The organism is Paenibacillus mesotrionivorans (assembly GCF_046098205.1).
Taxonomy (GTDB): Bacteria; Bacillota; Bacilli; order Paenibacillales; family NBRC-103111; genus Paenibacillus_AR; species Paenibacillus_AR mesotrionivorans.
The window spans coordinates 13,057-34,905 of the sequence record NZ_JBJURJ010000001.1; the positions used below are offsets into that span (position 1 = coordinate 13,057).

General features: G+C 54.5%; 22 protein-coding genes. 3 read left to right on the top strand and 19 right to left on the bottom strand.

Features of this window, described 5'->3' with window-relative positions:
* Positions 1–76: 76 nt before the first annotated feature.
* From ACI1P1_RS00075 to ACI1P1_RS00085, 3 genes are all read right to left on the bottom strand, one after another.
* Positions 77–1,471, bottom strand: a complete 1,395-nt coding sequence (locus ACI1P1_RS00075; protein ID WP_416214313.1) for a sensor histidine kinase — start codon at positions 1,469–1,471, stop codon at positions 77–79.
* On the bottom strand, positions 1,458–2,189 hold the full coding sequence (locus ACI1P1_RS00080) for a response regulator transcription factor (protein WP_416214314.1): 732 nt from the start codon (positions 2,187–2,189) through the stop codon (positions 1,458–1,460). Before ACI1P1_RS00080 ends, ACI1P1_RS00075 begins: the two co-directional genes overlap by 14 nt.
* Before the next feature lie 73 nt (positions 2,190–2,262).
* Entirely contained in the window at positions 2,263–2,526 is a 264-nt protein-coding gene (locus ACI1P1_RS00085; protein WP_416214315.1) for a YqkE family protein, read from the bottom strand.
* Positions 2,527–2,697: 171 nt separating this feature from the next.
* On the opposite strand from ACI1P1_RS00085, the gene ACI1P1_RS00090 reads away from it, so the two are divergent.
* Positions 2,698–3,462 (top strand): sugar phosphate isomerase/epimerase family protein, encoded by a 765-nt coding sequence (locus ACI1P1_RS00090; RefSeq protein ID WP_416214316.1) that lies wholly within the window; start codon positions 2,698–2,700, stop codon positions 3,460–3,462.
* A gap of 96 nt (positions 3,463–3,558) precedes the next feature.
* On the opposite strand, the gene ACI1P1_RS00095 is transcribed toward ACI1P1_RS00090, so the two are convergent.
* The 9 genes from ACI1P1_RS00095 to ACI1P1_RS00135 all read right to left on the bottom strand — a co-directional run bounded on the left by ACI1P1_RS00095 (position 3,559) and on the right by ACI1P1_RS00135 (position 10,439).
* Positions 3,559–4,188 (bottom strand): LysE family translocator, encoded by a 630-nt coding sequence (locus ACI1P1_RS00095; RefSeq protein WP_416214317.1) that lies wholly within the window; start codon positions 4,186–4,188, stop codon positions 3,559–3,561.
* Positions 4,189–4,218: 30 nt separating this feature from the next.
* Positions 4,219–4,671, bottom strand: coding sequence for a GNAT family N-acetyltransferase (locus ACI1P1_RS00100; protein WP_416214318.1), 453 nt, complete (start codon positions 4,669–4,671; stop codon positions 4,219–4,221).
* Positions 4,668–5,327 (bottom strand): hypothetical protein, encoded by a 660-nt coding sequence (locus ACI1P1_RS00105; RefSeq protein WP_416214319.1) that lies wholly within the window; start codon positions 5,325–5,327, stop codon positions 4,668–4,670. Before ACI1P1_RS00105 ends, ACI1P1_RS00100 begins: the two co-directional genes overlap by 4 nt.
* Before the next feature lie 24 nt (positions 5,328–5,351).
* A complete protein-coding gene (locus ACI1P1_RS00110) occupies positions 5,352–6,302 on the bottom strand; it encodes a glycoside hydrolase family protein (RefSeq protein WP_416214320.1) in 951 nt (316 codons plus the stop codon).
* On the bottom strand, positions 6,299–7,210 hold the full coding sequence (hprK, locus tag ACI1P1_RS00115) for an HPr(Ser) kinase/phosphatase (protein ID WP_416214321.1): 912 nt from the start codon (positions 7,208–7,210) through the stop codon (positions 6,299–6,301). The genes ACI1P1_RS00110 and hprK overlap by 4 nt, the downstream gene beginning before the upstream one ends.
* 173 nt (positions 7,211–7,383) lie before the next feature.
* Positions 7,384–8,034: an amino acid ABC transporter permease gene (locus ACI1P1_RS00120; protein ID WP_416214322.1), complete on the bottom strand. Its 651-nt coding sequence runs from the start codon at positions 8,032–8,034 to the stop codon at positions 7,384–7,386.
* Between the two features lie 15 nt (positions 8,035–8,049).
* Complete coding sequence (locus ACI1P1_RS00125; protein WP_416214323.1) at positions 8,050–8,709, bottom strand: amino acid ABC transporter permease; 660 nt, start codon at positions 8,707–8,709, stop codon at positions 8,050–8,052.
* A gap of 75 nt (positions 8,710–8,784) precedes the next feature.
* The gene (locus ACI1P1_RS00130) at positions 8,785–9,666 is read right to left on the bottom strand and encodes a transporter substrate-binding domain-containing protein (RefSeq protein WP_416214324.1); all 882 of its coding nucleotides are present in this window, start codon (positions 9,664–9,666) and stop codon (positions 8,785–8,787) included.
* A gap of 44 nt (positions 9,667–9,710) precedes the next feature.
* Positions 9,711–10,439, bottom strand: a complete 729-nt coding sequence (locus ACI1P1_RS00135) for an amino acid ABC transporter ATP-binding protein (RefSeq protein ID WP_416214325.1) — start codon at positions 10,437–10,439, stop codon at positions 9,711–9,713.
* A 316-nt stretch (positions 10,440–10,755) separates the two neighbouring features.
* Here ACI1P1_RS00135 and ACI1P1_RS00140 point away from each other — a divergent pair, with 316 nt between their 5' ends.
* Positions 10,756–11,412, top strand: a complete 657-nt coding sequence (locus ACI1P1_RS00140; protein ID WP_416214326.1) for a YheC/YheD family protein — start codon at positions 10,756–10,758, stop codon at positions 11,410–11,412.
* Positions 11,413–11,975: 563 nt separating this feature from the next.
* Here ACI1P1_RS00140 and ACI1P1_RS00145 read toward each other — a convergent pair.
* The 5 genes from ACI1P1_RS00145 to ACI1P1_RS00165 form a co-directional block, all read right to left on the bottom strand.
* On the bottom strand, positions 11,976–12,824 hold the full coding sequence (locus ACI1P1_RS00145; protein WP_416214767.1) for a CPBP family intramembrane glutamic endopeptidase: 849 nt from the start codon (positions 12,822–12,824) through the stop codon (positions 11,976–11,978).
* 401 nt (positions 12,825–13,225) lie between these two features.
* Positions 13,226–14,917, bottom strand: a complete 1,692-nt coding sequence (locus tag ACI1P1_RS00150; protein WP_416214327.1) for a DEAD/DEAH box helicase — start codon at positions 14,915–14,917, stop codon at positions 13,226–13,228.
* Positions 14,914–15,399 (bottom strand): hypothetical protein, encoded by a 486-nt coding sequence (locus ACI1P1_RS00155; RefSeq protein ID WP_416214328.1) that lies wholly within the window; start codon positions 15,397–15,399, stop codon positions 14,914–14,916. Before ACI1P1_RS00155 ends, ACI1P1_RS00150 begins: the two co-directional genes overlap by 4 nt.
* 2 nt (positions 15,400–15,401) lie before the next feature.
* The gene (locus tag ACI1P1_RS00160; protein WP_416214329.1) at positions 15,402–15,677 is read right to left on the bottom strand and encodes a hypothetical protein; all 276 of its coding nucleotides are present in this window, start codon (positions 15,675–15,677) and stop codon (positions 15,402–15,404) included.
* Positions 15,678–15,825: 148 nt separating this feature from the next.
* Positions 15,826–17,055: an MFS transporter gene (locus ACI1P1_RS00165; protein WP_416214330.1), complete on the bottom strand. Its 1,230-nt coding sequence runs from the start codon at positions 17,053–17,055 to the stop codon at positions 15,826–15,828.
* Positions 17,056–17,281: 226 nt separating this feature from the next.
* Here ACI1P1_RS00165 and ACI1P1_RS00170 point away from each other — a divergent pair, with 226 nt between their 5' ends.
* The gene (locus ACI1P1_RS00170) at positions 17,282–17,779 is read left to right on the top strand and encodes a MarR family winged helix-turn-helix transcriptional regulator (protein WP_416214331.1); all 498 of its coding nucleotides are present in this window, start codon (positions 17,282–17,284) and stop codon (positions 17,777–17,779) included.
* Between the two features lie 79 nt (positions 17,780–17,858).
* Here the strand turns inward: ACI1P1_RS00170 and ACI1P1_RS00175 are convergent, their stop codons facing one another.
* Together ACI1P1_RS00175 and ACI1P1_RS00180 are read right to left on the bottom strand one after the other, a co-directional pair.
* A complete protein-coding gene (locus ACI1P1_RS00175) occupies positions 17,859–20,627 on the bottom strand; it encodes an FtsX-like permease family protein (protein WP_416214332.1) in 2,769 nt (922 codons plus the stop codon).
* Positions 20,621–21,307, bottom strand: coding sequence for an ABC transporter ATP-binding protein (locus tag ACI1P1_RS00180; protein WP_416214333.1), 687 nt, complete (start codon positions 21,305–21,307; stop codon positions 20,621–20,623). Before ACI1P1_RS00180 ends, ACI1P1_RS00175 begins: the two co-directional genes overlap by 7 nt.
* Positions 21,308–21,849: the final 542 nt, after the last annotated feature.

Below are 21,849 nucleotides of genomic sequence, written 5' to 3' on the forward strand. Positions count from 1 at the left end.
TCACACGTTTACCCAAGCAGGACTGGCTTAATTGTACGGGCAAATTATGTAGAAACCATGTGCCTACAGTTGAAATTCAGGTATCGGCGGCAGGCAGCCGGAGAGTAAACCGGGTCCCGGTTCCAGGTCTGCTCCAAACCAGCAGTTCTCCGCCGTGAAGCTCCGCCAGCTTGCGGGCAATCGCCAGTCCAAGGCCGGTACCGCCGTATTCCCTGGAGCGGGATTTCTCCACACGGTAGAAGCGTTCGAAAATATAGGGCAGCTCATCCCCGGGAATTCCGATTCCCGTATCCTGGACTGCAATTTCCACAAAGCCGTTCACAGGGACAACACTTACCTTGATCTCCCCGGCCTCCGTATACCGGATGGCATTGTCTAGCAGATTCGTCATTACCTGCTCCAGCCGCAAGCTGTCACCTTGTACATCCGGGAGGGGGCTATTCATCTCCTGCACCAGGAGAAGCTGCTTCCCTCTGGCCTTTAACTGGGCTTTTTGCACACAGTCACTAACCAAGCCAGCGATGTCCAGCCGCTCCGGTGTAAGATCAATTTTACCCTCCTCCATCTTGGACAGCTCGAACAGATCATGGATCATCACATTCAACTTACGGGCCTCCTGCTGGATAATCCCGAGAAACTGCTGCCTCTCCTCCTCCGTTTCATACAGCCCCTCGCGGACCACATTGGCATAACCCTCCATATAGGTAATGGGGGTTCTCAGCTCATGAGAGATGTTGGCAAAGAACTCCTGACGGGTATCGCGGATATGCTGCAAATCCCGGGCCAGATCATTAATGGCTTCGGCCAAGGCACCGATTTCATCCCGGGAGCCTACCGTCAGCCTTTCCTCCAGATTCCCACGGGCAATCGAGCGCGCCGCTTTTTCCATCCGCACCAAAGGCCGGGACATAATCTGGGAAACAACGTAGCTGAAGGCGATGGCAAGGACAAAGGCAACGGCAGCGGAAACAGCGATCAGAAATCGCACCTGTCCCAATGACTCATCCATTGTCCGCATAGACGACAGCACAAACAGCGCCGCTCCGGCATGCTCCCCTTCTCTAATCGGATAAACCGAAACAAAATACCGTTCTCCCCAGGAATCTGTGTATTCCGAAGCGGAGGATTGCCCTTGCTGGAGAGCCTGCAAGGCTTGCGGCTTAATAAATCCGGTGTCGGCGATTTTCAGCTTACCCAGCTCCGCTGTACGTTTACCCTCCATATCCGTCATGGAAATGGACACATTGGAAAATTCGGCAAACATGTGGATCAGCTCGTCCGTCCCGCTTTCATGGGATTGGGCCATGGACGCAAAATGGCGGGCCAGCTCATCAACATCCCCGCTCATCCGGTTATGGTAAAAATTCGTGAAAACCCGGTCGATGACCAAACCCAGAACGAGGATCACCAGCAACAGCAAGGCTGCAATAACCGCGCCAAGCTTCAGCCCGATGCGGTTAATGCTTTTCATAGGAGCCTCCGGGACCAGGCAGATTAAACTTATAGCCCAACCCCCACACCGTCTGGATAGGGTTATAGGATAAACCCGCCTTTTGCGTTTTCTCCCGGATATTCTTGATATGGGTATCCACCACCCTGGTTTCCCCGGAAAAATCGTACCCCCACAACAGCTCCACCAGGGAATCCCGGGAATAGGCCCGCCCCGGATTTTTGGCCAAAAGAGCCAGCATGTCAAATTCCTTCGGGGTAAATTCCACCAATGAACCGTGAATGCGGATCTCCCGGGCCTCCGGATAAACCGCAAGTCCCCCGATATCGACCTGGACAACGGGTTTGGTCGGATTTCCGGATACCGGCTGCTGCCGGGAACGGCGAATCAGCGCTTCCGCTCGGGCCAGCAGTTCTTCCGGCTCGAAGGGTTTGGTGACATAATCATCCGCCCCCAGCTTGAGGCCGTTGACCTTGTCGCGGGTATCCGAACGTGCCGTCAGCATCAGGACGGGTGTCACAGAACCCTCCCGGATTTTGGCGCACACCTGCCAACCGTCCATGTCGGGCATCATGATATCCAGCACCACCAGGTCATAAGCCTCCCGGCCAAGGCACTCAAGCCCCTCCCTGCCCGATGAAGCCTCCGTAACCTGATACCCCTCCTTGCGCAGATAGATTCGCAGCAGATTGCGCATATTCCATTCGTCATCAATGACCAGCACACGTTTGTCTGTCATCCGTACACCTGCCTGTTATTTTATGGAAATTCATAAAAAGACCGCCCTTTCGGACAGTCTTTTTGCATGGCGGTTATTTATGCTTGCGCCAATCCAGCTTGCTGTTGTTCAGCAGATGCTCGAAGTCATTCTCCAGGCGTTTTTTCTCTGCAGCCCTGGCCGCTTCCTCCCGCTCCTTCTGCTCCAGCCGGCGTTTTTCTTCCTCCGCCTTCATTTCCTCCGCCTGCGCCTTCAGCTTGCTGAGAGTACCGGCATCCAGAAGATCCTTCAGGGTTGCGGGGGCATCGCTGCGTTCATTGGATTTGGCGGCGTTCTGCGCATTTCTTTTTTTCACCATTGCCATCACCTCGGTTTCTACCCTATTCCAGCCTATTATAGCAGGTTTCCTGCCTTCAGGACAAAATCACATATAAACACCACAAGAATGCTGCTAGGTTTTTGGAGAGCGCTTCACTATACTGGAGGGGTAAACGTTAAACTTTAAACATAAGAGCGGATGGTGAAGGGAATGGCGAATCCCAAGGTAGGACTGCAGCTGTACACGCTTCGCGATTTAACCAAAGATGATTTTCTGGGAACGATCCGCCAGGTAGCGGAAATCGGGTATGAAGCTGTGGAATTTGCCGGATTTTTCGGTTTTTCGGCCAAGGAAGTGAAAGCGGTATTAGATGAATGCGGTCTGGAAGCGCCTTCAGCTCATATTGGCATCAACTTTACCGATATGGCGTTAATGGAGGAAGGACTGAAGCAGCAGATCGAATATGCCCAGGAGCTGGGACTGAAGCATATTATCACTCCCTGGTCCCCTTTCTCCGAGGTGCCGACAGAAGAGGAGCTGGACGAGCGTATCCGCTTCCTGACCCGGGCCGCGGAGCTGGTGAAGGAGGCCGGATTGCAATACGGCTACCATAACCATGCCTTCGAATTCAAAACCGTCAACGGTGAAACCATCATCGACCAGATGCTGGCCCGCATTCCGGCAGAACTGTTCACCATGCAGTTTGACCTGGGCTGGGTTCATAAGGGCGGTAAATCCCCTGCTGAATATATCAAGAAATATGCCGGGCGGGTTCCCCTGGTGCATATCAAGGACTTCGGCGACGGACGCGATGATACCGAGGTGGGCAACGGGGTTGTGGATTTCAAAAGTGTGTTCTCACTGGCCCAAGAAGCCGGCATCCAATATTACATTGTGGAGCAGGAGCAGTTTACCGGGTCCCCGCTGGACAGCATAAGAATCTCCCTGCAATATTTCCGCAACAACGGCATTTAATACGAAACACATCCAAACCTCATCACAAGAAAAAAATACCGGAAAGCGGACCTGGGGCCGTTATCCGGTATTTGCTTTTGCCTACCCTTCATTTCCTTATGTGCGGCTTGCTCCAAGCAGCTTCAGTCCCAACCCCACAAAAATGACGCCCGTCACCTTGTTCAGGTATTTGCCGAATTGGCTTTGGCGCAGCCACTTGGTCATGAAGTCGGATACCACCACCAGCAGCATACACCACAGTGTCCCGGTTGTAATGAAGGTCAGCCCGAGAATCAGGAACGGGAGTGCGCCGTAGGTTTGGTCGGCACTGACGAACTGGGGCAGGAAAGCCAGATAGAACAAGGCCACCTTGGGATTCAACACATTGGTCAGGAGGCCTTGAAGATAAATCTTGCGCAGCCCTTCCTTGGGCATAACACCCGATTCCATGGCAGGATTTTCCCTGCTGCGGATAGACTTGATCCCCAGGTAAACCAGATAAGCAGCGCCGATCCACTTGATCAGGTTAAAGGCCAAAGCGGAGTGCATCAGAATGGCGGACAACCCGAAGGCGGCAAAGGCCGTATGCACAAAAGCCCCCGAGATAATGCCGAACACGGACATCATACCTGCGGTTTTCCCTTGGGACATACATCTGCCGAAGATGTACAGGGTATCGCTGCCCGGTGTCATATTCAACAGAAGCCCCGATAATAAAAAGACCGTGTAATGCTCAACCCCCAACATAATGCCGCCCCCTCCCTGCCCAGGATTCCCCTATACCAGCATATAATAGTGGAAAAATTCCTCATCCTGCACATATCCGTGCTCCAAATATACCTTTTGAGCCCGCAGGTTGGTCACCTGGGTAGCGATTTCAAGCCCTTTGGACTTGGTGAGAACGGCAAATTCCTGCGCAGCCTCCAGAAGACCCTTGCCTACCTGCTTACTGCGGTGGGATTCACGCACATAGAGGTCATTCAACAGCCAGATGCGTTTCATGGAGACGGAGGAAAACAACGGATAGAGCTGCATAAAGCCTACTGCCGTTCCGTCAGCTTCATCCCTGGCTAAGAAAATAACGGATTCCCCATGCTCCAAACGGTCAAACAGGAAAGCCTTGGCTCCCTCCAAATCGCTTTCCTGACCGTAAAACACCCGGTATTCATCGAACAAAACGGCTGCTTCATCCAGCTCACGGATTGTAGCTTGGGCAATCGTCACACTCATACCTGCTCCTCCGTTTCATAGAACGCAAACAGCGTCTCCACCGGCTTGAAATACAGATGCCCATCCTCCCACGCTTGGAAATGCAGATCCATCCGGGAATCGGTCCAGGTGGCTGGAGTTCCTTTGGTGTTCAGCTTCCGCGGCAATACGGGCTCCTCCACCACAGCGGGAAACTCCTGATAGCCGAACAGCAGATTTTCATGCATGGCGATAATCTCATATTTGGGACCGAAGAAGGCATGCTCCTCCTGAAGCTGGTAGTGGTAATAAATATAGCTGGCCATCATCTCCGGAAGCAGATGCGCCACTCTGCCCACTCTCCGCTCCACAGGCGCCTTCCGCCGCCAATGCTCCGGGCTTTCCGGCGCGTTAAAGTGGAACACATCGATCATCTGGATCCAGCTTCTCGGTTTGTCTGCCCCCGGCCAAGCCTCCAGCACCTGCTCCATACCGGCAAACCATCTGTCCGGGTGAAACGCCTCATTCAAACATTCATAATACAGGAATACAGAACGCTTCCAGCGGTGCCCGGTGAGGGTCATCAACAGCCCGTCTGCCATATCCCTGCGGACGGCATTCAGCCGCTGGCGGAACAGCTCCAGCCCTTCCTCTTCATGTCCTTCCTTCAACTGCGCCCGATAGATGCAACGAATCATGTTTCAAGCTCCTCGTCTAGTTTTTTAAGATTGTTCCGGAACCGGCAGGCAGACCGGCGGAATGTCCCGGCGGCAAACCAGTTGGCCATCCTCTACCACCAATTCAGCCGCTTGAATAGAGCTGCGCCTGCCTTCATATCCATTATCCACACCCGGAACCCGTCCGGGATGGGTAAAGTAGAAAATCCAGGCCCGTTCTCCCACCGCCACAACATCCGCATGGAAGCCGAATCCCCGGTCATCCTCCCGGCTGCCGGACTCGGCCAGAATCTGCCCGTTCCGCTCCCAATGCTCCAGATCCGCCGAGCGGTAAACCCCCTGCCCTTTCCACTCATCCACTATCATCCAGTAGGAGCCGCCCAAGGAAAACACGTTGGCCCCTTCATGAGCATGGGTCTCCATAACCGGTCCTGTTACCCGCCAGGTATACAAATCCTCCGAATCCGCGGCATAGGTATGGGAGCCGTTGGCCTCATCTTTGTACCACATCCGGAAGCCACCGCCGGGCAGCTCCTCCACGCAGGCGTCAATTACCCTGTCCGAGCTTAACGCCAGCTTGGCTTCGAACTGCCACGCCAGCAGATCGGCACTGGTATAATGGAGAATTTCCCGCTTGTGGCCGGCCCATTGGATGGGAACCCCCTGAATATAGCTGACGTACATATGGTATAACCCGTTATTGTAGATGATTTCCGGTGCCCAGAAGGTATTGCGGCCCCACTCCACATCCAGCCCCTCCAGGATGCCTCTGTACAGCCAGCTTTGTCCGCCGTCCCGGGACACGGCCACACCCAAATCCGTGCCGTGCACCCAAGCTACTCCCGCACCCTCCGCCGTCGCCCGGCGGTTGGTATACACCATCCACCATTCCTTCAGCTCCCGGTTCCACACCATCACCGGATCAGCCGCTCCGTCATAGATGGGATCGCGGAACAAGGGGGCTTTCATGCTGTTTTGCGCAGGCTGCAGGCTCATTCGTCCATCTCCAGTCGTTTCAGGAAGTCATTCATGGCGCTGTATCCCTGCTGGCGCAAGTACCAGTTGTTGGCGGCAGCCTCAACCAGACCCGCAACATCGCGGCCGGGCTGCAGTTGGATTTCGATATGGGGAATGGCAATATCCATATACTCGGTAAATTTGGTTTCCAGCTCCAGATCATTGTTCAGGGCATTGTCCTGCCACTTGGTCAGTTCAATGTCCAGCACCACCCGGGTCTCATCCTGGAAGGCGCTGCGCCCGTAGAGGCGGGACACATTAATCAGACCGATGCTGCGCAGGGCGAGGAATTCCTTGGTTTTGCCGTCGTGGGTGCCGAGGAGAGTTTCCGGCCCGGTTTTTTTGAGGACCACCACATCGTCGGCCACCAGCCTGTGTCCCCTGCGGATCAGGGTATGGGCGGTTTCGCTTTTGCCTACGCCGGACTTGCCGCGCAGCAGAATGCCGATGCCGGACACGTTCACACAGACCCCGTGTACTGTCATTTGCGGCGCCATCAGCTTGCCTAAATAGGAATTGGCCAGCTCCTGGAATTTCTTGGTGCGCAGAGGAGTCCGCAGAAGAGGAATATTCTCCTCCTCACAATATTTGATCAGATATTTCAGCCCCTCCTGGTTCCATGTGACCACGAAGCAAGGCGGATGATACTTGACGATATTGCCGATGCGGACATTCCGTTCCTCTTCCGATAAGGTATGTAAATAGTTGATTTCCTTTTGTCCGAGAAGCTGGATATGATCCTGGGAAAAAAAATCAAAATAACCCACGAATTCCAATCCCGGCCGATGAACCTCCGGCTTCGGGATCGCCCGGTTTAATTGGGAAGGTCCCGCCAGTACCTCCAGCCCGAATTTTTCCACCAAATCCTTGACCACAATGCTGTTCATTCTTCTGCCAATCCTCCCGACTGATCTGATACTGCCTGCCGTTCTCCGCAAAGAACAGCGTATACTATCTATGTTCTATTCGACTTTTTGCGCCAATCCCCTTCCGGTTCAAAAAGAAAACAAAAAAAGCTTCATGTGCGAAGCTTTTTGTTGTGACAAGGTAATGGGAAGAGTTAGATATGCTTGGCCTCCAGCCTTCGGGCAGTGATGGAGAGCACATAATTGACGGTAAAGTACAAAACAGCGGCCAGCAGCATGGTCGGAATGGCATAGGCGAATTTTTGCCCGTTGACAATCTGCACATTATGCATAAGCTCCGGCAGCGAGATAATCACCGCCAGACTGGTATCCTTGAGCAGGGAAATAAACTGGCTGACCATAGGCGGGGACATCCGCCGAAGTGCCTGGGGCAGGGTAATATGCAGCAGGGCTTGCATGTAACTCAGGCCTGAGGAGCGGGCCGCTTCAATCTGGCCCTTGTTGATGGAGGTCAGACCGCCCCGGACAATCTCCGAAATCATCGCCCCTTCGAATACCGTCAATGCCAGGATTGCCGACCAATAGATCCCCAGCTTGATACCCAGCTGCGGGAGCACCATATACGCGAAAAAGATAAGCAGCAATAAGGGCAGGTTCCGGATGGTATCCACCACAACCGCAACCGCATGATACACGCCGGGAATACGGGTATACCGCAACACCCCAAGCACCAGACCCAGTACAAAGCTAAGGATGATCGCTACCACCGAGATCCAGACCGTGGTCCAAAAGCCTTCCATAATAAAAGACAGGTTATCTCCCGAATAAGCTCCTATAAAATCCATGATGCGTCCTCCTCTCTATGAGCTTCTGGCAAAACGCCGCTCCAGATAATGAATGCCGAAGCTTAAGGGAACGGTCAGCACCAGATAGAACAAGGCCACCAGGGAATAAACCGTCAACGGCAGAAAAGTATCCGAATTGATCAGGTCCGCATAATACATCAGATCCATTCCGCTGACGACCGCCAGGATAGACGAATTCTTCACCAGGTTCAGAAACTGGTTGCCCATAGATGGAGTTGCGATCTTAATAGCCTGGGGCAAAATCACATGGAACATCGTCTGGTTATACGTCAGACCTGTAGCCCGTGCAGCCTCACTCTGTCCCTTGGGGATGGACTGGATACCGGCCCGTATACATTCGGCAATAAAAGCGGCTGTATATACCGTCAGACCCAAGGTTCCCGACACAAACCCGTCCAAAGGCACACCCAGGGAGGCAGGCCCGTAATAAAAAATATACACCACCAGCAAAAGGGGGATATTGCGGATAAACTCCACAAAGCCTGTTCCCAGCCAATTCAATGCCTTAACCGGGGCAATCCGCATCACGGCAATGACCGCTCCCAATAAAAAGCTGGCCACTAACGCGATCAGGCTGATCTGGATGGTATTGACGAAACCCTCGAAGAAACGGTCCCAGTGTTTGAACAACACATCAATATCGAACTTTGCCATAGCGCTTCTCTCCTAACTGCAGATGTGTCAAAAGGGATAAGCGGCAAGCCACCTATCCCTTTTGACGTACCGGCATTATTTGGCCGGCTTCACACCCATCCAGGATTCGTACAGCTTGTCGTAGTCGCCGCTTTTTTTCATGTCGCCCAGAAGCTGGTTAACTACGCCCGCAAAGCCGGTGTCACCCTTGGGCATAGCGATTCCGTAAGGCTCATCGGTGAAGGTCCCGCCTACAACCTCGTAGTTGGCATCCTGCTTCATCATGCCGAACAGAATGGCATTGTCCGTGGTCAGCGCAACGCCTTGGCCTGCCTTCAGAGCAGTGAATGCGTCCTGATAGTTCTCAAACTCCAGAATGGTGGCATCCGGCACCTTCTGGCGGATGTTGGTGGCCGAGGTGGAGCCCTTCACTGCAAGAACCTTGTCGCCCTTCTTCAGGTCAGCCACACTCTTCAGGGGACTGCCCTTCTTCACCAGGATGGATTGGCCGGCCATGAAGTAAATGTCGCTGAATTCCACCTGCTGCTTCCGCTCCTCGGTAATGGTCATGGTGGCGATAATCAGGTCGATCTCACCGTTTTGCAGCATGGGAATCCGGGTTTTGGAGGTAACCTCCTTCAGCTCCAGCTTGTTTTCGTCACCAAGGATCTTCTTGGCGATAGCCTTGGCAATATCGATATCGAAGCCCTCTACCTTGCCGGTAGACGGATTTTTCAGGCCGAACAGGTTGGTATCGAACTTCACGCCGGCAACCAGCTTACCGCGTTTTTTGATGGCGTCAATGGTTTTGCTGTCAATCTTCGCCTCCGGCGATGCGGCAGCAGCCGTACTTGCCGTTCCGGCGCTGGGTGCTGCGGATGCGGCGGTTTCTTCCGTTTTTTCACCGCAGGCAGTTAGCACCAGCATCATGAGCAGCATGAGTGCCAATCCAATATGAAACCCTCTCCACTTGTTCATCGAAATCGTCTCCCTTTTATGTATATTGGATAACCGAAAAACCGTTAATGATGAAGCAGTCTGCCCAGGAACAGCTGCGCCCGCTCCTCCTTGGGATTGTCGAAGAACTCGGCGGCCGGTGCCTCCTCCACTATCTGCCCCTGATCCATAAAGACCACCCTGTCCGCTACCTCACGGGCAAAGCCCATTTCGTGGGTGACAATTACCATGGTCATGCCGTTATGCGTCAGGGAACGCATGACGTCCAGCACCTCCCCGATCATCTCCGGGTCCAGTGCAGAGGTGGGTTCATCGAACAGCATCAGCTCCGGATTCATCGCCAGCCCCCGGGCTATGGCCACACGCTGCTGCTGCCCGCCGGACAGCTCCGAGGGATAGCTTTGGGCTTTTTCGGCAATACCGACCTTCTCCAAGTACAACATGGCTGTTTTCTGCGCCTCTTCCTTGGATACGCCCAGTACCTTGGTGGGAGCCAGCACAATGTTGTCGATGACCTTCTTATGGGGATACAGGTTAAAATGCTGGAACACCATGCCGATGTTACGGCGGAAGGCATTGATGTCCACTTTTTTATCATGAAGCGGGACACCGTTCACCACCAGCTCGCCGTCGGTTATGGTCTCAAGGCGGTTGATGCACCGGAGCGCCGTGCTTTTCCCGGAGCCCGAAGGACCGATAATCACCACCACCTCACCCTTCTGGATCGTGAGATTCACATTTTTCAACACATGGAATTTGCCGAAATATTTGTTCACGTTCTTGAATTCAATCATGCCGAACCTCCCCTCTTTTTCTGTTTTATTCCGTCTATGTTTATTAGACATGTGAAGATTACCGTTATATTACACGCATTCCCTTAAAAGATCAACCACTTGATGTTATGTTTATTAACATGTTTCTGAAAAATTCGAAATTTGGTTAAATTTATTGGAACATTTTTGTATTGTGTGGAAGGTAATCGGACATGCACAAATTTATCATGCCGTCAACCATAATTAGGCAGCTGGTCCGGGAAATTGGCGGACGTGGAGAATATAGTGGGAATGAGAACCGGAAATGGCATGATCATTTCCAGACAGGAGGTAATCAATGAAGCAAATTGCGGATAAATGGGCAAAGTTCGCCATCCTCAAGGCCCACAGCGGGGTAGCCAAGCATATTCCCGATACCCGCCGTTACTCCAAAGAACATCTGGGGGTAATGCTGGGGCAATACTCCTTTATTGTCGCCAAACCGGTGGTGGGTACGGGCGGCAGCGGGGTGGTGCGGATTTCCCGGGGGTCCGGCGGCGGATACCGGCTCCAATACGGGGCGACGGTCCGGCAAACGCCGAATCTGGACGGGCTGGAGCGGATTCTGGCGGGCATTCGAGGCAAACGGGCGTATATGCTGCAGCAGGGAATCCGGCTTTCGACCATCCAAAGCAAACCCCTGGATTACCGGGTAAAGCTGGTGAAGGAAAACGGAAGCTGGCGCATCCGGGCGGTGGTAGCGCGTATTGCCAGACCCGGGCTGTTCGTCACCAATTTATGCCGGGGCGGCACCATGGTAGGCGGCAACCGGGCGCTGCGAATGACCTTCCCCTCCTTGGCCCGGGACAAATTTGCCACTATGGTGGGCGTAGCCCGCAGCGGCACCGCACTTCTGGAGGCGAAGTATGCCGGTATCGGGGCCTTGGGCTTTGACTTCGGCATCGACAAAGGCGGCACCGTCTGGATTCTCGAGGTAAACACGCGTCCGCATTAAAGGAACGAAGTCGGACAACTACAAGAAACGAAACTGAACAGCTTATGGAACGGGACCGAGCAGCTTTAAGAAGCGGAACTGGATAGCTTAAAGGAACAGAACTGAACATCTTAAAGAACCCCGGACTGCCGCTTCCCGCGGAGGCTGGGGTTCTCTTTCGAGTTTTATTCTCTGACATCACCCAATTGGAGCCGGAATTCTTCTTCCACTTTCACGTTCCGGACCCGCGTTCCGGACTCACCTTACTTTCCCTCGTTATGGACTCACGTTACACTCCCTCGTTACCGACACACATTGCGCTCTCCCGTTATGTAACACGTTACGGACTCAGCAGCCGCTATTTTCCGTATTTTCGCGTTTGGAGGATTTTCGCGGACTGAGGAGCCGTTATTTAGCCAGAATCAGCTGGAAAACTATCATTTTCATCCATATAACGGAACATGGGTCCGTTAGATTGGCAAAATGCCCGTTTTTCTCGAAATAACGCCTCTATAGTCCGTTAACGACTAAGCACTCCAATGAAACGGGTGACGGGTAACAACTGGTAATGAAGCTGATGCTCCTTATTGCAGGCGCTGTCCGTTCAGCCCTATGGCCGATCCTGCGTCCCCTGCAATTCTATCGTAAATCGCAACGGTACAAATGGATATAAGAACTAACGCGGCATTTGCGGCGATGGTTCCCGCCCATGTCATGGTCATAGTGCCGAAGAGAGGGGAGGCTGCATTGAACATAGTGTGGAATAAAACACACATGAACACACCGCCTTTGCCAGAGATCCGGTAGATGGCCCCGTAGAAAAACCGGAACGCCATAAGCTGCACAACGAACATCCAAAAGTTAATTAGTCCCTCTCCATGATTTGTCCCCGGAATGAAGAAAAGCGGGATATGCCAAAAGCTCCAAATGACCCCGGCGATAAGGCAGGATACCACGAAGCCATATTTTTTGTTAAGCCCTGGTAGCAATATGTACGACCATCCCGTTTCCTCCAAACCTCCAATAATCAGATTACCGGGCAGGGACAGGAAAAACGCATAAAACGGAAGCGCCAATTCAATGCGGCCTGAAACCGCAAGATGAATTCCAAAATAAAGCGCAAGACCTGCTATAACGAACAAATAAGGAAAAATTTTGTTTTTGACGTAAAAAACCGTTTTCAGCCAATCCATCAAATTGGTGACTTTGTGATTTCTCTTGAGAATGATAAATGAGGCAATCGCAGGAGACAAAATGTAGATGGCAAAAGGAATGTTCATTGCGAAATCCTGTATCGAGTAAACCCAATTGTGAACCTTGTAGCCGAATGGCCCAAGCACAATCAACGCACCTGACACAAGAATGGCAATAGCAAATGTCAGCGCCGTAAATTGTACCATGGTCTTCCTGTCAATCACGATTCTCCACCTCATCATTTTCCGCGTATAGACGCTAACGGAACTGAGCTCCCCTTAGAGGGAAAAAATGGGCCCACTTCCAATCTAACGGAACTGAGTGACTGTTAGCAGAGGATTTGGCGCCATTTATGTGCCTAGGCACCCGCTAAAAGCTTCTGGGTTCCGTTAGAATCGCAGCAAGTCTCGTTTTATGGTTTAAGAGCCGCTGAGTTCCGTTAGCTTCCCTTGTCATGTCGGGGACATTACACTTATCTTATCAATTCCGCCACATCATTCCAGTCCAATTCGTGACAACTCTGCAACAACTTCGGTGAAAAGCGGACCTTAGATGGTTTTCCAACCGACTTAGGGAACAACGCAGCAAAAAGACCGGAGGGTCTCCCCTGCCGGTCTCTTCCGTCTGTGCGCCGCGCCGCTTACGGACGGCGTCCCTTCGGTGCGGGGCGGCGTTCGCCGCCTCTGGCCGGTCCGGCGCTTCTGCCGCCAGACGCCGGCCGCCCGCCTGCGGACGGTTTGCCGCTGCCGTATGGCTTGCCGCCACGGCTGCCGCCAAACCCGCCGCCGGCGTTGCCGCCTCCGCCTGTGCCGCTGCGGTATGGCTTCGCCTTACCCTCTGCGCTGCCGCGGTAGGGCTTGCCTTCGCCGGCCCCGGCACTGCTGCCGCCGCGGTACGCCGGCTTGCCTTCGCCGCCGGCACCACCGCGGGCTGGCTTCGCCTCGCTCCACGCGCCGCTGCGCTCCGGCTTACCGCCGCTCCGGCGGCCGCCTTCCTTCGGCCCGGCGGCCGCATTGCCGCCGCGCCGCGGGGCCCATTCGCCTGCGCTTCGACTGCCGCCTCCGCCACTGCGCGCGCCTTGGCCGCGACTCGCTGCCGGACGGGCTCCGCCGCCGGAAGCGCTGCGCTTGCGACTGCTATCGCCGCCGCTCCTGCCGCTTCCGCTCTCCAGCGGATCATAATCCTCATCCATCATCCCCGAACCCTGGATGTTAAACTCCTCCATGCTCCGGCGCTTCAGGGTCATGTGAATGCCCCGTTCAATCTTCTCCAGCAGACCACGGTCCTTAGCCGCCACCAGCGTAATGGCGGTACCGCTTTGTTTGGCCCGGCCGGTGCGGCCGATACGGTGGATATACCATTCCGGGTCCAGGGGAATGTCGTAGTTGAATACGTGGGTAACCCCTTCCACGTCCAGACCCCGGGCGGCTACATCCGTCGCCACCAGATATTGCAGATCGGCCTTGCGGAAACGCTCCATAACCTGCTCCCGCTTGGACTGGGTCAGGTCGCCGTGCAGCTCGTCCACATTGAAGCCCTTATCCTTCATGGCTTCCGCCAGCTTGCTGGCACGGAGCTTGGTGCGGCAGAAGATCACCGCCAGGAACGGCTGGTAAACCTCCAGCATGCGGAACAAAGTGGCTTGTTTGGCGCGGTCCGTAGTTTCCACCACAAATTGGCGGATTTCCTCCAACGTCACCTGCTTGCCTTGAATCCGCACATCCTCCGGCTGCTTCATATAATTCCGGGCCAAGGCCTTCACCTGGTCCGGCATAGTGGCAGAGAACAGCATGGTTTGTCTGGCGTTGGGAAGACGCCGGATAATGCCTTCCACATCCGTCAGAAAGCCCATGTGGAGCATTTGGTCCGCTTCGTCAAGCACCAGCTTGCGTACCCGGCCCAAATCGATGTTGCCCCGGCGCATATGGTCCACCAGACGTCCCGGCGTACACACCACAATAGCCGGATTGCCCTTCATCTTGCGGCTTTGGGCTTCCACGTCCTGCCCGCCGTACACGGCGAGAATATGGGCGCCTGCCAGAGGAGCCAGTTTTTTCAGCTCGGCGGTAATCTGCAGCGCCAGCTCACGGGTAGGGGTGATAATCAGCCCCTGGACATGGGGATACTCCGGGTCAAAACCCTCCAGAAGCGGCAGCGCAAACGCAAGGGTTTTACCCGTACCGGTCTGGGCCTGGGCAATCAGATCCTTGCCGGTGAGGAGAACCGGAATGGCCGCCTCCTGAATCGGAGTGGGCGTCACAATCCCCTCTTCCCGCAGCTTCTTGATATAAGGTTGGGAAATTCCCAATGATGCAAAAGGCATTTCGCTCATGTACACGTTCCTTTTCGATTAATATCGGTCATAATGTTCTGCAGGTGGGGCATTCCCTCCGGCTGCCAATCGAAGGCCTTGAAGGAAATAAACTGCATGCCCGCATCCGTAAAAAAGAAAGCGATCCGCCGCACCTGAAGCAGCGCCGTTGCCAGCGTTGCCTGCTTCTGTCCGGTTTCGTCGGTAATCACCGCATGGAACCGGACCACGGCATCGGGATAGGTTAGCTCCAAACCGATACGCAGATCGGGAACCCCTTTTTGATCCGGAGTATCCATCAGCTGTACGGAAATATCTGTATGGGACATCAAGGCATCACGTTCCGGTGCCAGCAGTCCCGCCTGGGGCTCCCCAGACTTAACCAGGAACATCATTTCCGTCCGGCCGTTCTGGCTCAGGATTGCCGGAATCAGCCTGTCCTGGGGCAGCTCATGCCCATTGGGAAAAAATTTATCCAAATACGCCTGTTCGGGATGTGACATATTCAACCTCCTGAAGCCGGCAGCGCTTGCTTCGCCGCATCAATCAGACTGTAATAGGCATCGTCGTCCTCTTCCAGCCAATCCTCCACCTCGAGGATCTGATCCTCGTCTCCGGGCTGGCTCAGAAAGAAAAGACCATAGCTCCACTCTTTCCCTTTTTTGCTTTGCAGCACAATTTCATACGGCTCCTTGTGGCCTTCGACTTCAAACGCCACCTTGCCGACATATCCGTCCGCTTCGGTAAATTCCATGCGGGCATTCAATACCTTCAACTCCATGAGCGGTTCCCCCTGTAACATCTCTCGTCCTTTACAATACCTTGACCGCATCCAAAAAGCAACAAAGGCGCCTCCAAAAGCAAAAACCCGCACTGCACAGCATCATGCCGGGCCGCAACGGGATGGAATAACGGAATAGAGATGAGATTTACATAGGTTCAAGCTCTGCGGGATCCTTTCCTTTTTCCTTCGCCAAAACCAGAGTCAAAAACCCGCACAGACAGAAGAAGCTGGCTGCAAGGATGATGGCTTCAATGGGCAGCACCCCATTCAATCCTGTCCCCAGCAGAGGTCCAATGGTGCCCCGGATGCCGAACAGCATCAGGTGCAGTCCAAACACAACGCCCTCCTTGCCAGGAGCCAGGCGGAACACATAAGCCAGACAGCCCAGGTCCCAGGTGGCATCGGCAAAACCCTGCAGTCCGCTGGCCATAAGCACGGCCGGATAGGTCCCGAATATGCCGTACAAAAGCGTACACATCACATGGCAGCCGATACAGATGATCATCGCCCGTTTGGGGCCAAACCGGTCAATCACTCTTCCCATAAAGAAATACGCCAGGAGCAAAAGGGCAAAGTAGCAGATCCGCACAATCCCGATGTCCATATTGGACAGCTCCAGACGCTGCACCTGGATGATGTTATACAGCGGGTTGGCCAGCATATTGCCAAAGCCCGAAAAGGTGGTGGCAATCAGAAACAGCACCAGCGGGCGGTTATTCCGCAGAACAGTGAACTGGTCCCGGAAGCGGACCCTTTTGCGGGCGGCAGCCAAGGGGTCAGGCAGACGCTCTTCCTTCACCATGCTGAAAATAACCATTGACACCGATCCGGTTAAGGCTGCGATCAGAAGAGGGTAGAAGCTTCCAGCACGGTCAATCCAGATGCCCACGGTAAAGGCCAGCGGAATCATCAGGAGCCCCATAGCTACCCGGACATAGCCCATAATCCGCCCGCGGATATCGGCAGGATAAATCTGCGTCATCAAGGTGGCATATGCCGGCGCCTGGATGCCCTGCAGAAACTGATAGGCCATTGCAATGCCCACAAACACCCATGGTGATGTGAACAGAGCCGGGATAAATATCAGAAGACGTCCGATGATATTGGGGAAGGTGACAAAATACTTGGCCCTGCGCCGCTCCGCCATGCTGGCCCAGATAGGAGAAAACAGCAGCCCCACAGCCGGTGCCGCGCTTAAAAGCCCGACCTGAAAGTCCGTTGCCCCTCCACGGATGGCAATAGGGATGTAGAACTGATTGAACACCACGTTAAAAAGACTGAAAAGGGCTGCTGCGATAAAATCCCACTGAAAATTGGTTCTGGCCTGCCGGGACATGCGCAAGCCGAGAATCTGTACCGTTGGTATAGCCTCCATAAAACAACTCCTGGTCGCAAATTCTGTTCGGGACTGGCCTGTTGGCAGTCCATGGTCATCCATAAGAATCTCACAAATGCCGGGATATTTGCAACCATTATAACCGGGCTTCTTTCCTTTGAAACAAAACCGTCATTTTCCCCGTCCAAACCTGAATTTGACAGCAGCGGCGTTTCCGGCCTATTCTAGGGGTAATTCAAATTCAGCAAGCCAAAAAGGAGTCATCATGCAGGAGTCGACCTCTTCCTTTGTCCCCATTCAAGAAACGGTGGCCTTCCGGATGTACCGGACCTCGCGCCTGATCCGCCATCTTCATTATATAACCTTCCAGCAGAGCGGCTTTGACCTGACGCCGGAGCAGTGGTTTATCCTTAATAAATTGGCAGTCAAAAGCCCCCAATCCCAAACGGAACTGGGGGACAGTATCATGGACGACCGTCCGAACATGACGCGGATCCTGTTAACCATGGAAAAGAAGAATCTCATCTCCCGCCGCGCCGACCATACGGACAAGCGCAAAAGCGAGGTGCATCTTAGCGAGGAAGGCCGCCGGCTCCTTGATGCCTGCCTGCCCTCCGCCGTCCATGTTCGGGACAAGCTGCGCCATTCCATAGAGGAAGAGGACATGCAAGCCTTCTGGCGGGTTATGGATGCGCTGGACCGGAACATGCAGACCCTGTTTGAAGAAGAGGATAGGACCAACCGGCAGCCAGGCACCGAGTAATAGAAAAAGAAACCCAAAGCCATCCGAATGACCTGGGTTTCCCGGTATTCAAGGGCGCTCGGCGCCCTTTTTAGTTGAGCTAAACATCCGCCTTGCGCAGGGTATCCGCGGGTGAACCGCGCAGCGCGGAGCGGGCCGGCGAAAGCTGGAACAGAACCGCCAGCAGCATCATGACGACCATGACGCCTCCGAGGAGACCCCACTGAAATTGGACTGGAACCGCCGATTGCCATGGCCTGAGATCACTTTGGAGCAATCGGATAAAACCTTGCGCGCCGGTCAGACCGATCCCCCATCCGGCCAGCAGACCCATTCCCCCCAGCAAACTTCCTTCCAGCAAAAATGCCCGACGCAGGAGCCGGGAAGGCACACCTGCACTTCTCAGCATGGCGATTTCCCGCTGCCGTTCATGGATGGAACGCTTCTGCAGCACAGCCAGGCCCAAAAGCCCGATGGCCGAGGATAATGCGGCGAATCCGATAAAGCCATCCACCAGCCGCTTATTGGCATTGTATTCCCGCCAGCTGTCCAGATACGGAATGATCACCTTTCCGGCTCCGCCGGAGGTCAGTCTTTGGGCAATTTGGGCATCCTGCTCCAGCTGTGTCCGATCAAACTTCAGAAGCAGCAGGCCCAAATGGGTCTGATTTCCCCACGGATGGTGGTAATCCTGCAGCTTGCCCCAAACTTCAGGATGTACATAAGAGGCTGCATATGCATATTGGACAGCAACATTGTCAGCAGTATTAGGGTCGGCAAACCCCGCAATGGTAAACGTCATGGTAAGATCAGGGGCTGCGCCCTCAGCCACCCTTTCGCTACGGAAAAACCCGAGCTCTACTTTGTCCCCCGGATTAAACAGCTTTTCCGGTTTCCAATAGGTTTCCGACTGCGCCCCGCCATAATCCCGGTAATGATTCGGCATCACAATATATCCGGGATCGGACATCACCTTGTTCCAAGCGGCTTCATCATCTGCAAATTCCGGCGCCCGGGCGGACAGGGACCATTTTCCGTTGGTCAGCAGGTCAGGGCGGACGGGAATCATGGCCTGGCTATGCCGGTTATTCCCGCCGTTTATTAGCGGTGCAACCATCAACGGTTTCACGTCGGCAGAGTCGGAAACAAGCCGGTTCAGAACCTCGTCCTCCTTCAGTAGCTGCTCCACCGTCTCTTTTTCCGCTGCCGATTCATAAGGAACTAAACCGTCATAGCCCATTATGGTGCGAACACCCTGATTGGGATTCATATTGCCCACGATGAGTCCCCCCAGCCCGGAGGTAAAGGTAATGGTCATCATCCCCACGGCAAACAGCAGCATAACGGTAAATGAGCGGCCCCGCCGTTGGCTGGCGTATTTCACAGCGAGCAGTACGGACGGACCTGCCTTGGTGCTTAGCCGCTTTCCCGCTCCGATCAGACAAGTTTGCACCAGCAGCACCAGCGCAGCTACCGCCATCAGCCATATCCCGGCGAAACCCAGCACATTCTGCGAGTCGGCTTGTCCCGGCTTCCATGCCAGTGCCATATAGACATGCAGCCCTACAATACCTGCACAAGGCAGAACGATGGCCAAAAGCGCTCCCAACACCTCCCCGGGTTTACGCCGGGAAACCCGGCTCTCCCGGTTCACGCCGCGCAGTGCCGACACGATGCTGCCTGCTCCTGCGCTGCGGCTGGCCGCCAGCACCAGTATCAGCTGGTAGAGGAGCACTGCCGCTATTCCCCCAACCAGCACCGGTGCGGGCATACCCGGGTGTACCGGAATACCTGACGCACCCAGCTCCTGCGCCAACTTAGTCCCATAGATAATCTGCACCATGGCATAACCTCCGGCTAGCCCCATAAGGATTCCGGCTGCACCTGAGCAAACGCCTAATAACAGAGCCTCCGCTCGAAACAGGCTCCTTACCTGTCCGCGGTTCAGGCCAATAGCCCGCAGTACACCGTACAGTTCCGTCCGGGACTCCGCCAGCATAAGGACGATTTGCCTCAACAAAAACGCACTTGAGAATATGGCTGTCATGCTGATAATCAGGATGACCGCAACCAAATTGCTTTCCGCCATCCCTTCTGCGTTCATCTTGATATAGCGGATGTCATACAAGCCGTTCTGTTCGGGAAGGATGCTCATTCCTTGAACACTATCCGACTTATTGATCCGGCTGGCCAGAATGAGATTGGCTTCCCCGGCGTCTACCCCCGCGATCTGCCGGGCGTCATCATTGTGGAGCAGCAAGGTGCCGCTTAGGCGGGCGCCGTCGCCACGGTAGCCGCTTAAGCCTGCCGGTGCCGGTGTCTCCCGGACCACAAACCCGCGGCGCTGCCCGTCCTTGCCGGATACATATACGGCGTCCCCGGCCTTGATCCCCAATTGCCCTGCTGTTTGTTCGTCCAACACGGCCTCTCCCGGCTTTAAAGGGGAGCTCCACAGCGGGTTTGCCGGGTCAAAAACAGCCGCCTCGCTCCACTCGAAGCCCAGCACCTGCGTTTGGGACACGGACCGGGCATCCGCACTGGCATGCTCCTCGGAATAAAGCGTTGCCGAGGCGGACACGGCAGGAAGATAGCGGTAAGGCAGAACAGACGGTGCTCCGCCTCCAGTGATTTTGGATGCTGCCTCGGGAGTGAAGATCCCCGTTTGGGCCGGCACCAGCGCCCAGTCTACCGGGCCAAAATGCTCCTTCAACCACGCTTCGCCGCTGGCGCGGACAGAGCCGTAGTGAAAAATGGACATGGTGATCAGCATCGCACCGATAGCTCCCGCCAGTGCGCTGAGCAGCGTTTGGCGAAGCTGGCGGCGCAGATATAAAGCTCCCATTCGCCAGGCCAGGCTATGGTTCAGCATATTGGCTGCCCCCCATCCTCCACAATCCGGCCGTTAAACATCCGGATCTGCCGGGGCATCCGCAGGGCATGCCGCTCATCGTGGGTGACCAGGAGTACGGTCATGGCGTATTGGCGGTTCAGCATTTCCAATAATCCGATAATCTGTTCGGCCGTCTCGGAATCCAAGGCGCCGGTAGGCTCGTCCGCAAACAGAATGCCCGGCCTTCCGGCCACCGCCCTGGCAATGGCAACTCGCTGGTTCTGCCCGCCGGACAATTGGGATGGATAGGCTCCCGCTTTGTTGGAGAGTCCCACCAGCTCCAGCATCTCCCGGGAACGGGCCTCCGCCTCCTTCCGGCTCATTCCCGCTGCCAGCAAGGGCAGCCGGATGTTCTCCTCCGCACTCAACACAGGTACCAGATGATAGGACTGGAACACAAAGCCCATTTTGCGCAGCCGGACCTCGGCTAATGCCTTTTCATCCAGCGTATTTATGGTCTGGCCTTCCAACCGGATCGTTCCGTTGTCCGGCGTTTCCAAGCCGGCCAGCACATGAAGCAGGGTGGTTTTCCCGCAGCCGGAGGGTCCCGTCACCGCGGCCATCTCTCCCTTGCCCAGTTCCAGACTGATCTCGCGCAGGGCTTTGGCTGCCTCCCTGCCTGCACCGTAGGTTTTGTTGACTTGCTCTGCCTTTATCAATGAAAGCTCTCCTCTCCGCTCCCGCCCGGGGCAGGTGATGCCTTCATCATAACAACCCCATGTGAAGCCATCGTCGAGACATTGTGCAGAAGTTGTGCAGATTTATGAGGAGAGCTGAGGTCAACGTTTCCTTTCAGCTGGCCTCACTCCCGCTGGATTAGCTGGCTTTCAGCTGAAGCGATACAGATAGCCTCACAAACCTTGGCCTGCTTCCAGATGTAACGGAAACTTAAACGACCTTAAACATACTTTTTGTGACTTTTCCAGATGTAACGGAAACTTAAACGACCTTAAACATACTTTTTTGACTTTTTCAGCTGTAGCGGAACTCAGCGGCTCTTAGAAGGATTTTTAGCAGTCCAACCCCGGCTTTTCCGCGTTTTAGAGTCTTATAGTTCCGTAAGAATCCCAAAAGGATGCAAATAACACTGTAAGACCCTCATAGTTCCGTTACGGCAAACTTCAACTCCTCTTTCCATAAGCAGAGGTCTTCAGCATAGCCGCGTTGAATGCTACCCTAAAACGGACAAATCCTGCTATAT

Bases quoted from the DNA above. Each gene is read 5' to 3' on its own strand.
- ACI1P1_RS00095 (WP_416214317.1), bottom strand. From the start codon at position 4,188: ATGTTGGGGGTTGAGCATTACACGGTCTTTTTATTATCGGGGCTTCTG.
- ACI1P1_RS00140 (WP_416214326.1), top strand. From the start codon at position 10,756: ATGAAGCAAATTGCGGATAAATGGGCAAAGTTCGCCATCCTCAAGGCC.
- ACI1P1_RS00120 (WP_416214322.1), bottom strand. From the start codon at position 8,034: ATGGATTTTATAGGAGCTTATTCGGGAGATAACCTGTCTTTTATTATG.
- ACI1P1_RS00175 (WP_416214332.1), bottom strand. From the start codon at position 20,627: ATGCTGAACCATAGCCTGGCCTGGCGAATGGGAGCTTTATATCTGCGC.
- ACI1P1_RS00160 (WP_416214329.1), bottom strand. From the start codon at position 15,677: ATGGAGTTGAAGGTATTGAATGCCCGCATGGAATTTACCGAAGCGGAC.
- ACI1P1_RS00145 (WP_416214767.1), bottom strand. From the start codon at position 12,824: ATGAGGTGGAGAATCGTGATTGACAGGAAGACCATGGTACAATTTACG.
- ACI1P1_RS00085 (WP_416214315.1), bottom strand. From the start codon at position 2,526: ATGGTGAAAAAAAGAAATGCGCAGAACGCCGCCAAATCCAATGAACGC.
- ACI1P1_RS00130 (WP_416214324.1), bottom strand. From the start codon at position 9,666: ATGAACAAGTGGAGAGGGTTTCATATTGGATTGGCACTCATGCTGCTC.
- ACI1P1_RS00150 (WP_416214327.1), bottom strand. From the start codon at position 14,917: ATGAGCGAAATGCCTTTTGCATCATTGGGAATTTCCCAACCTTATATC.
- ACI1P1_RS00125 (WP_416214323.1), bottom strand. From the start codon at position 8,709: ATGGCAAAGTTCGATATTGATGTGTTGTTCAAACACTGGGACCGTTTC.
- hprK (WP_416214321.1), bottom strand. From the start codon at position 7,210: ATGAACAGCATTGTGGTCAAGGATTTGGTGGAAAAATTCGGGCTGGAG.
- ACI1P1_RS00170 (WP_416214331.1), top strand. From the start codon at position 17,282: ATGCAGGAGTCGACCTCTTCCTTTGTCCCCATTCAAGAAACGGTGGCC.
- ACI1P1_RS00090 (WP_416214316.1), top strand. From the start codon at position 2,698: ATGGCGAATCCCAAGGTAGGACTGCAGCTGTACACGCTTCGCGATTTA.
- ACI1P1_RS00165 (WP_416214330.1), bottom strand. From the start codon at position 17,055: ATGGAGGCTATACCAACGGTACAGATTCTCGGCTTGCGCATGTCCCGG.
- ACI1P1_RS00100 (WP_416214318.1), bottom strand. From the start codon at position 4,671: ATGAGTGTGACGATTGCCCAAGCTACAATCCGTGAGCTGGATGAAGCA.
- ACI1P1_RS00075 (WP_416214313.1), bottom strand. From the start codon at position 1,471: ATGAAAAGCATTAACCGCATCGGGCTGAAGCTTGGCGCGGTTATTGCA.
- ACI1P1_RS00110 (WP_416214320.1), bottom strand. From the start codon at position 6,302: ATGAGCCTGCAGCCTGCGCAAAACAGCATGAAAGCCCCCTTGTTCCGC.
- ACI1P1_RS00155 (WP_416214328.1), bottom strand. From the start codon at position 15,399: ATGTCACATCCCGAACAGGCGTATTTGGATAAATTTTTTCCCAATGGG.
- ACI1P1_RS00080 (WP_416214314.1), bottom strand. From the start codon at position 2,189: ATGACAGACAAACGTGTGCTGGTCATTGATGACGAATGGAATATGCGC.
- ACI1P1_RS00135 (WP_416214325.1), bottom strand. From the start codon at position 10,439: ATGATTGAATTCAAGAACGTGAACAAATATTTCGGCAAATTCCATGTG.
- ACI1P1_RS00105 (WP_416214319.1), bottom strand. From the start codon at position 5,327: ATGATTCGTTGCATCTATCGGGCGCAGTTGAAGGAAGGACATGAAGAG.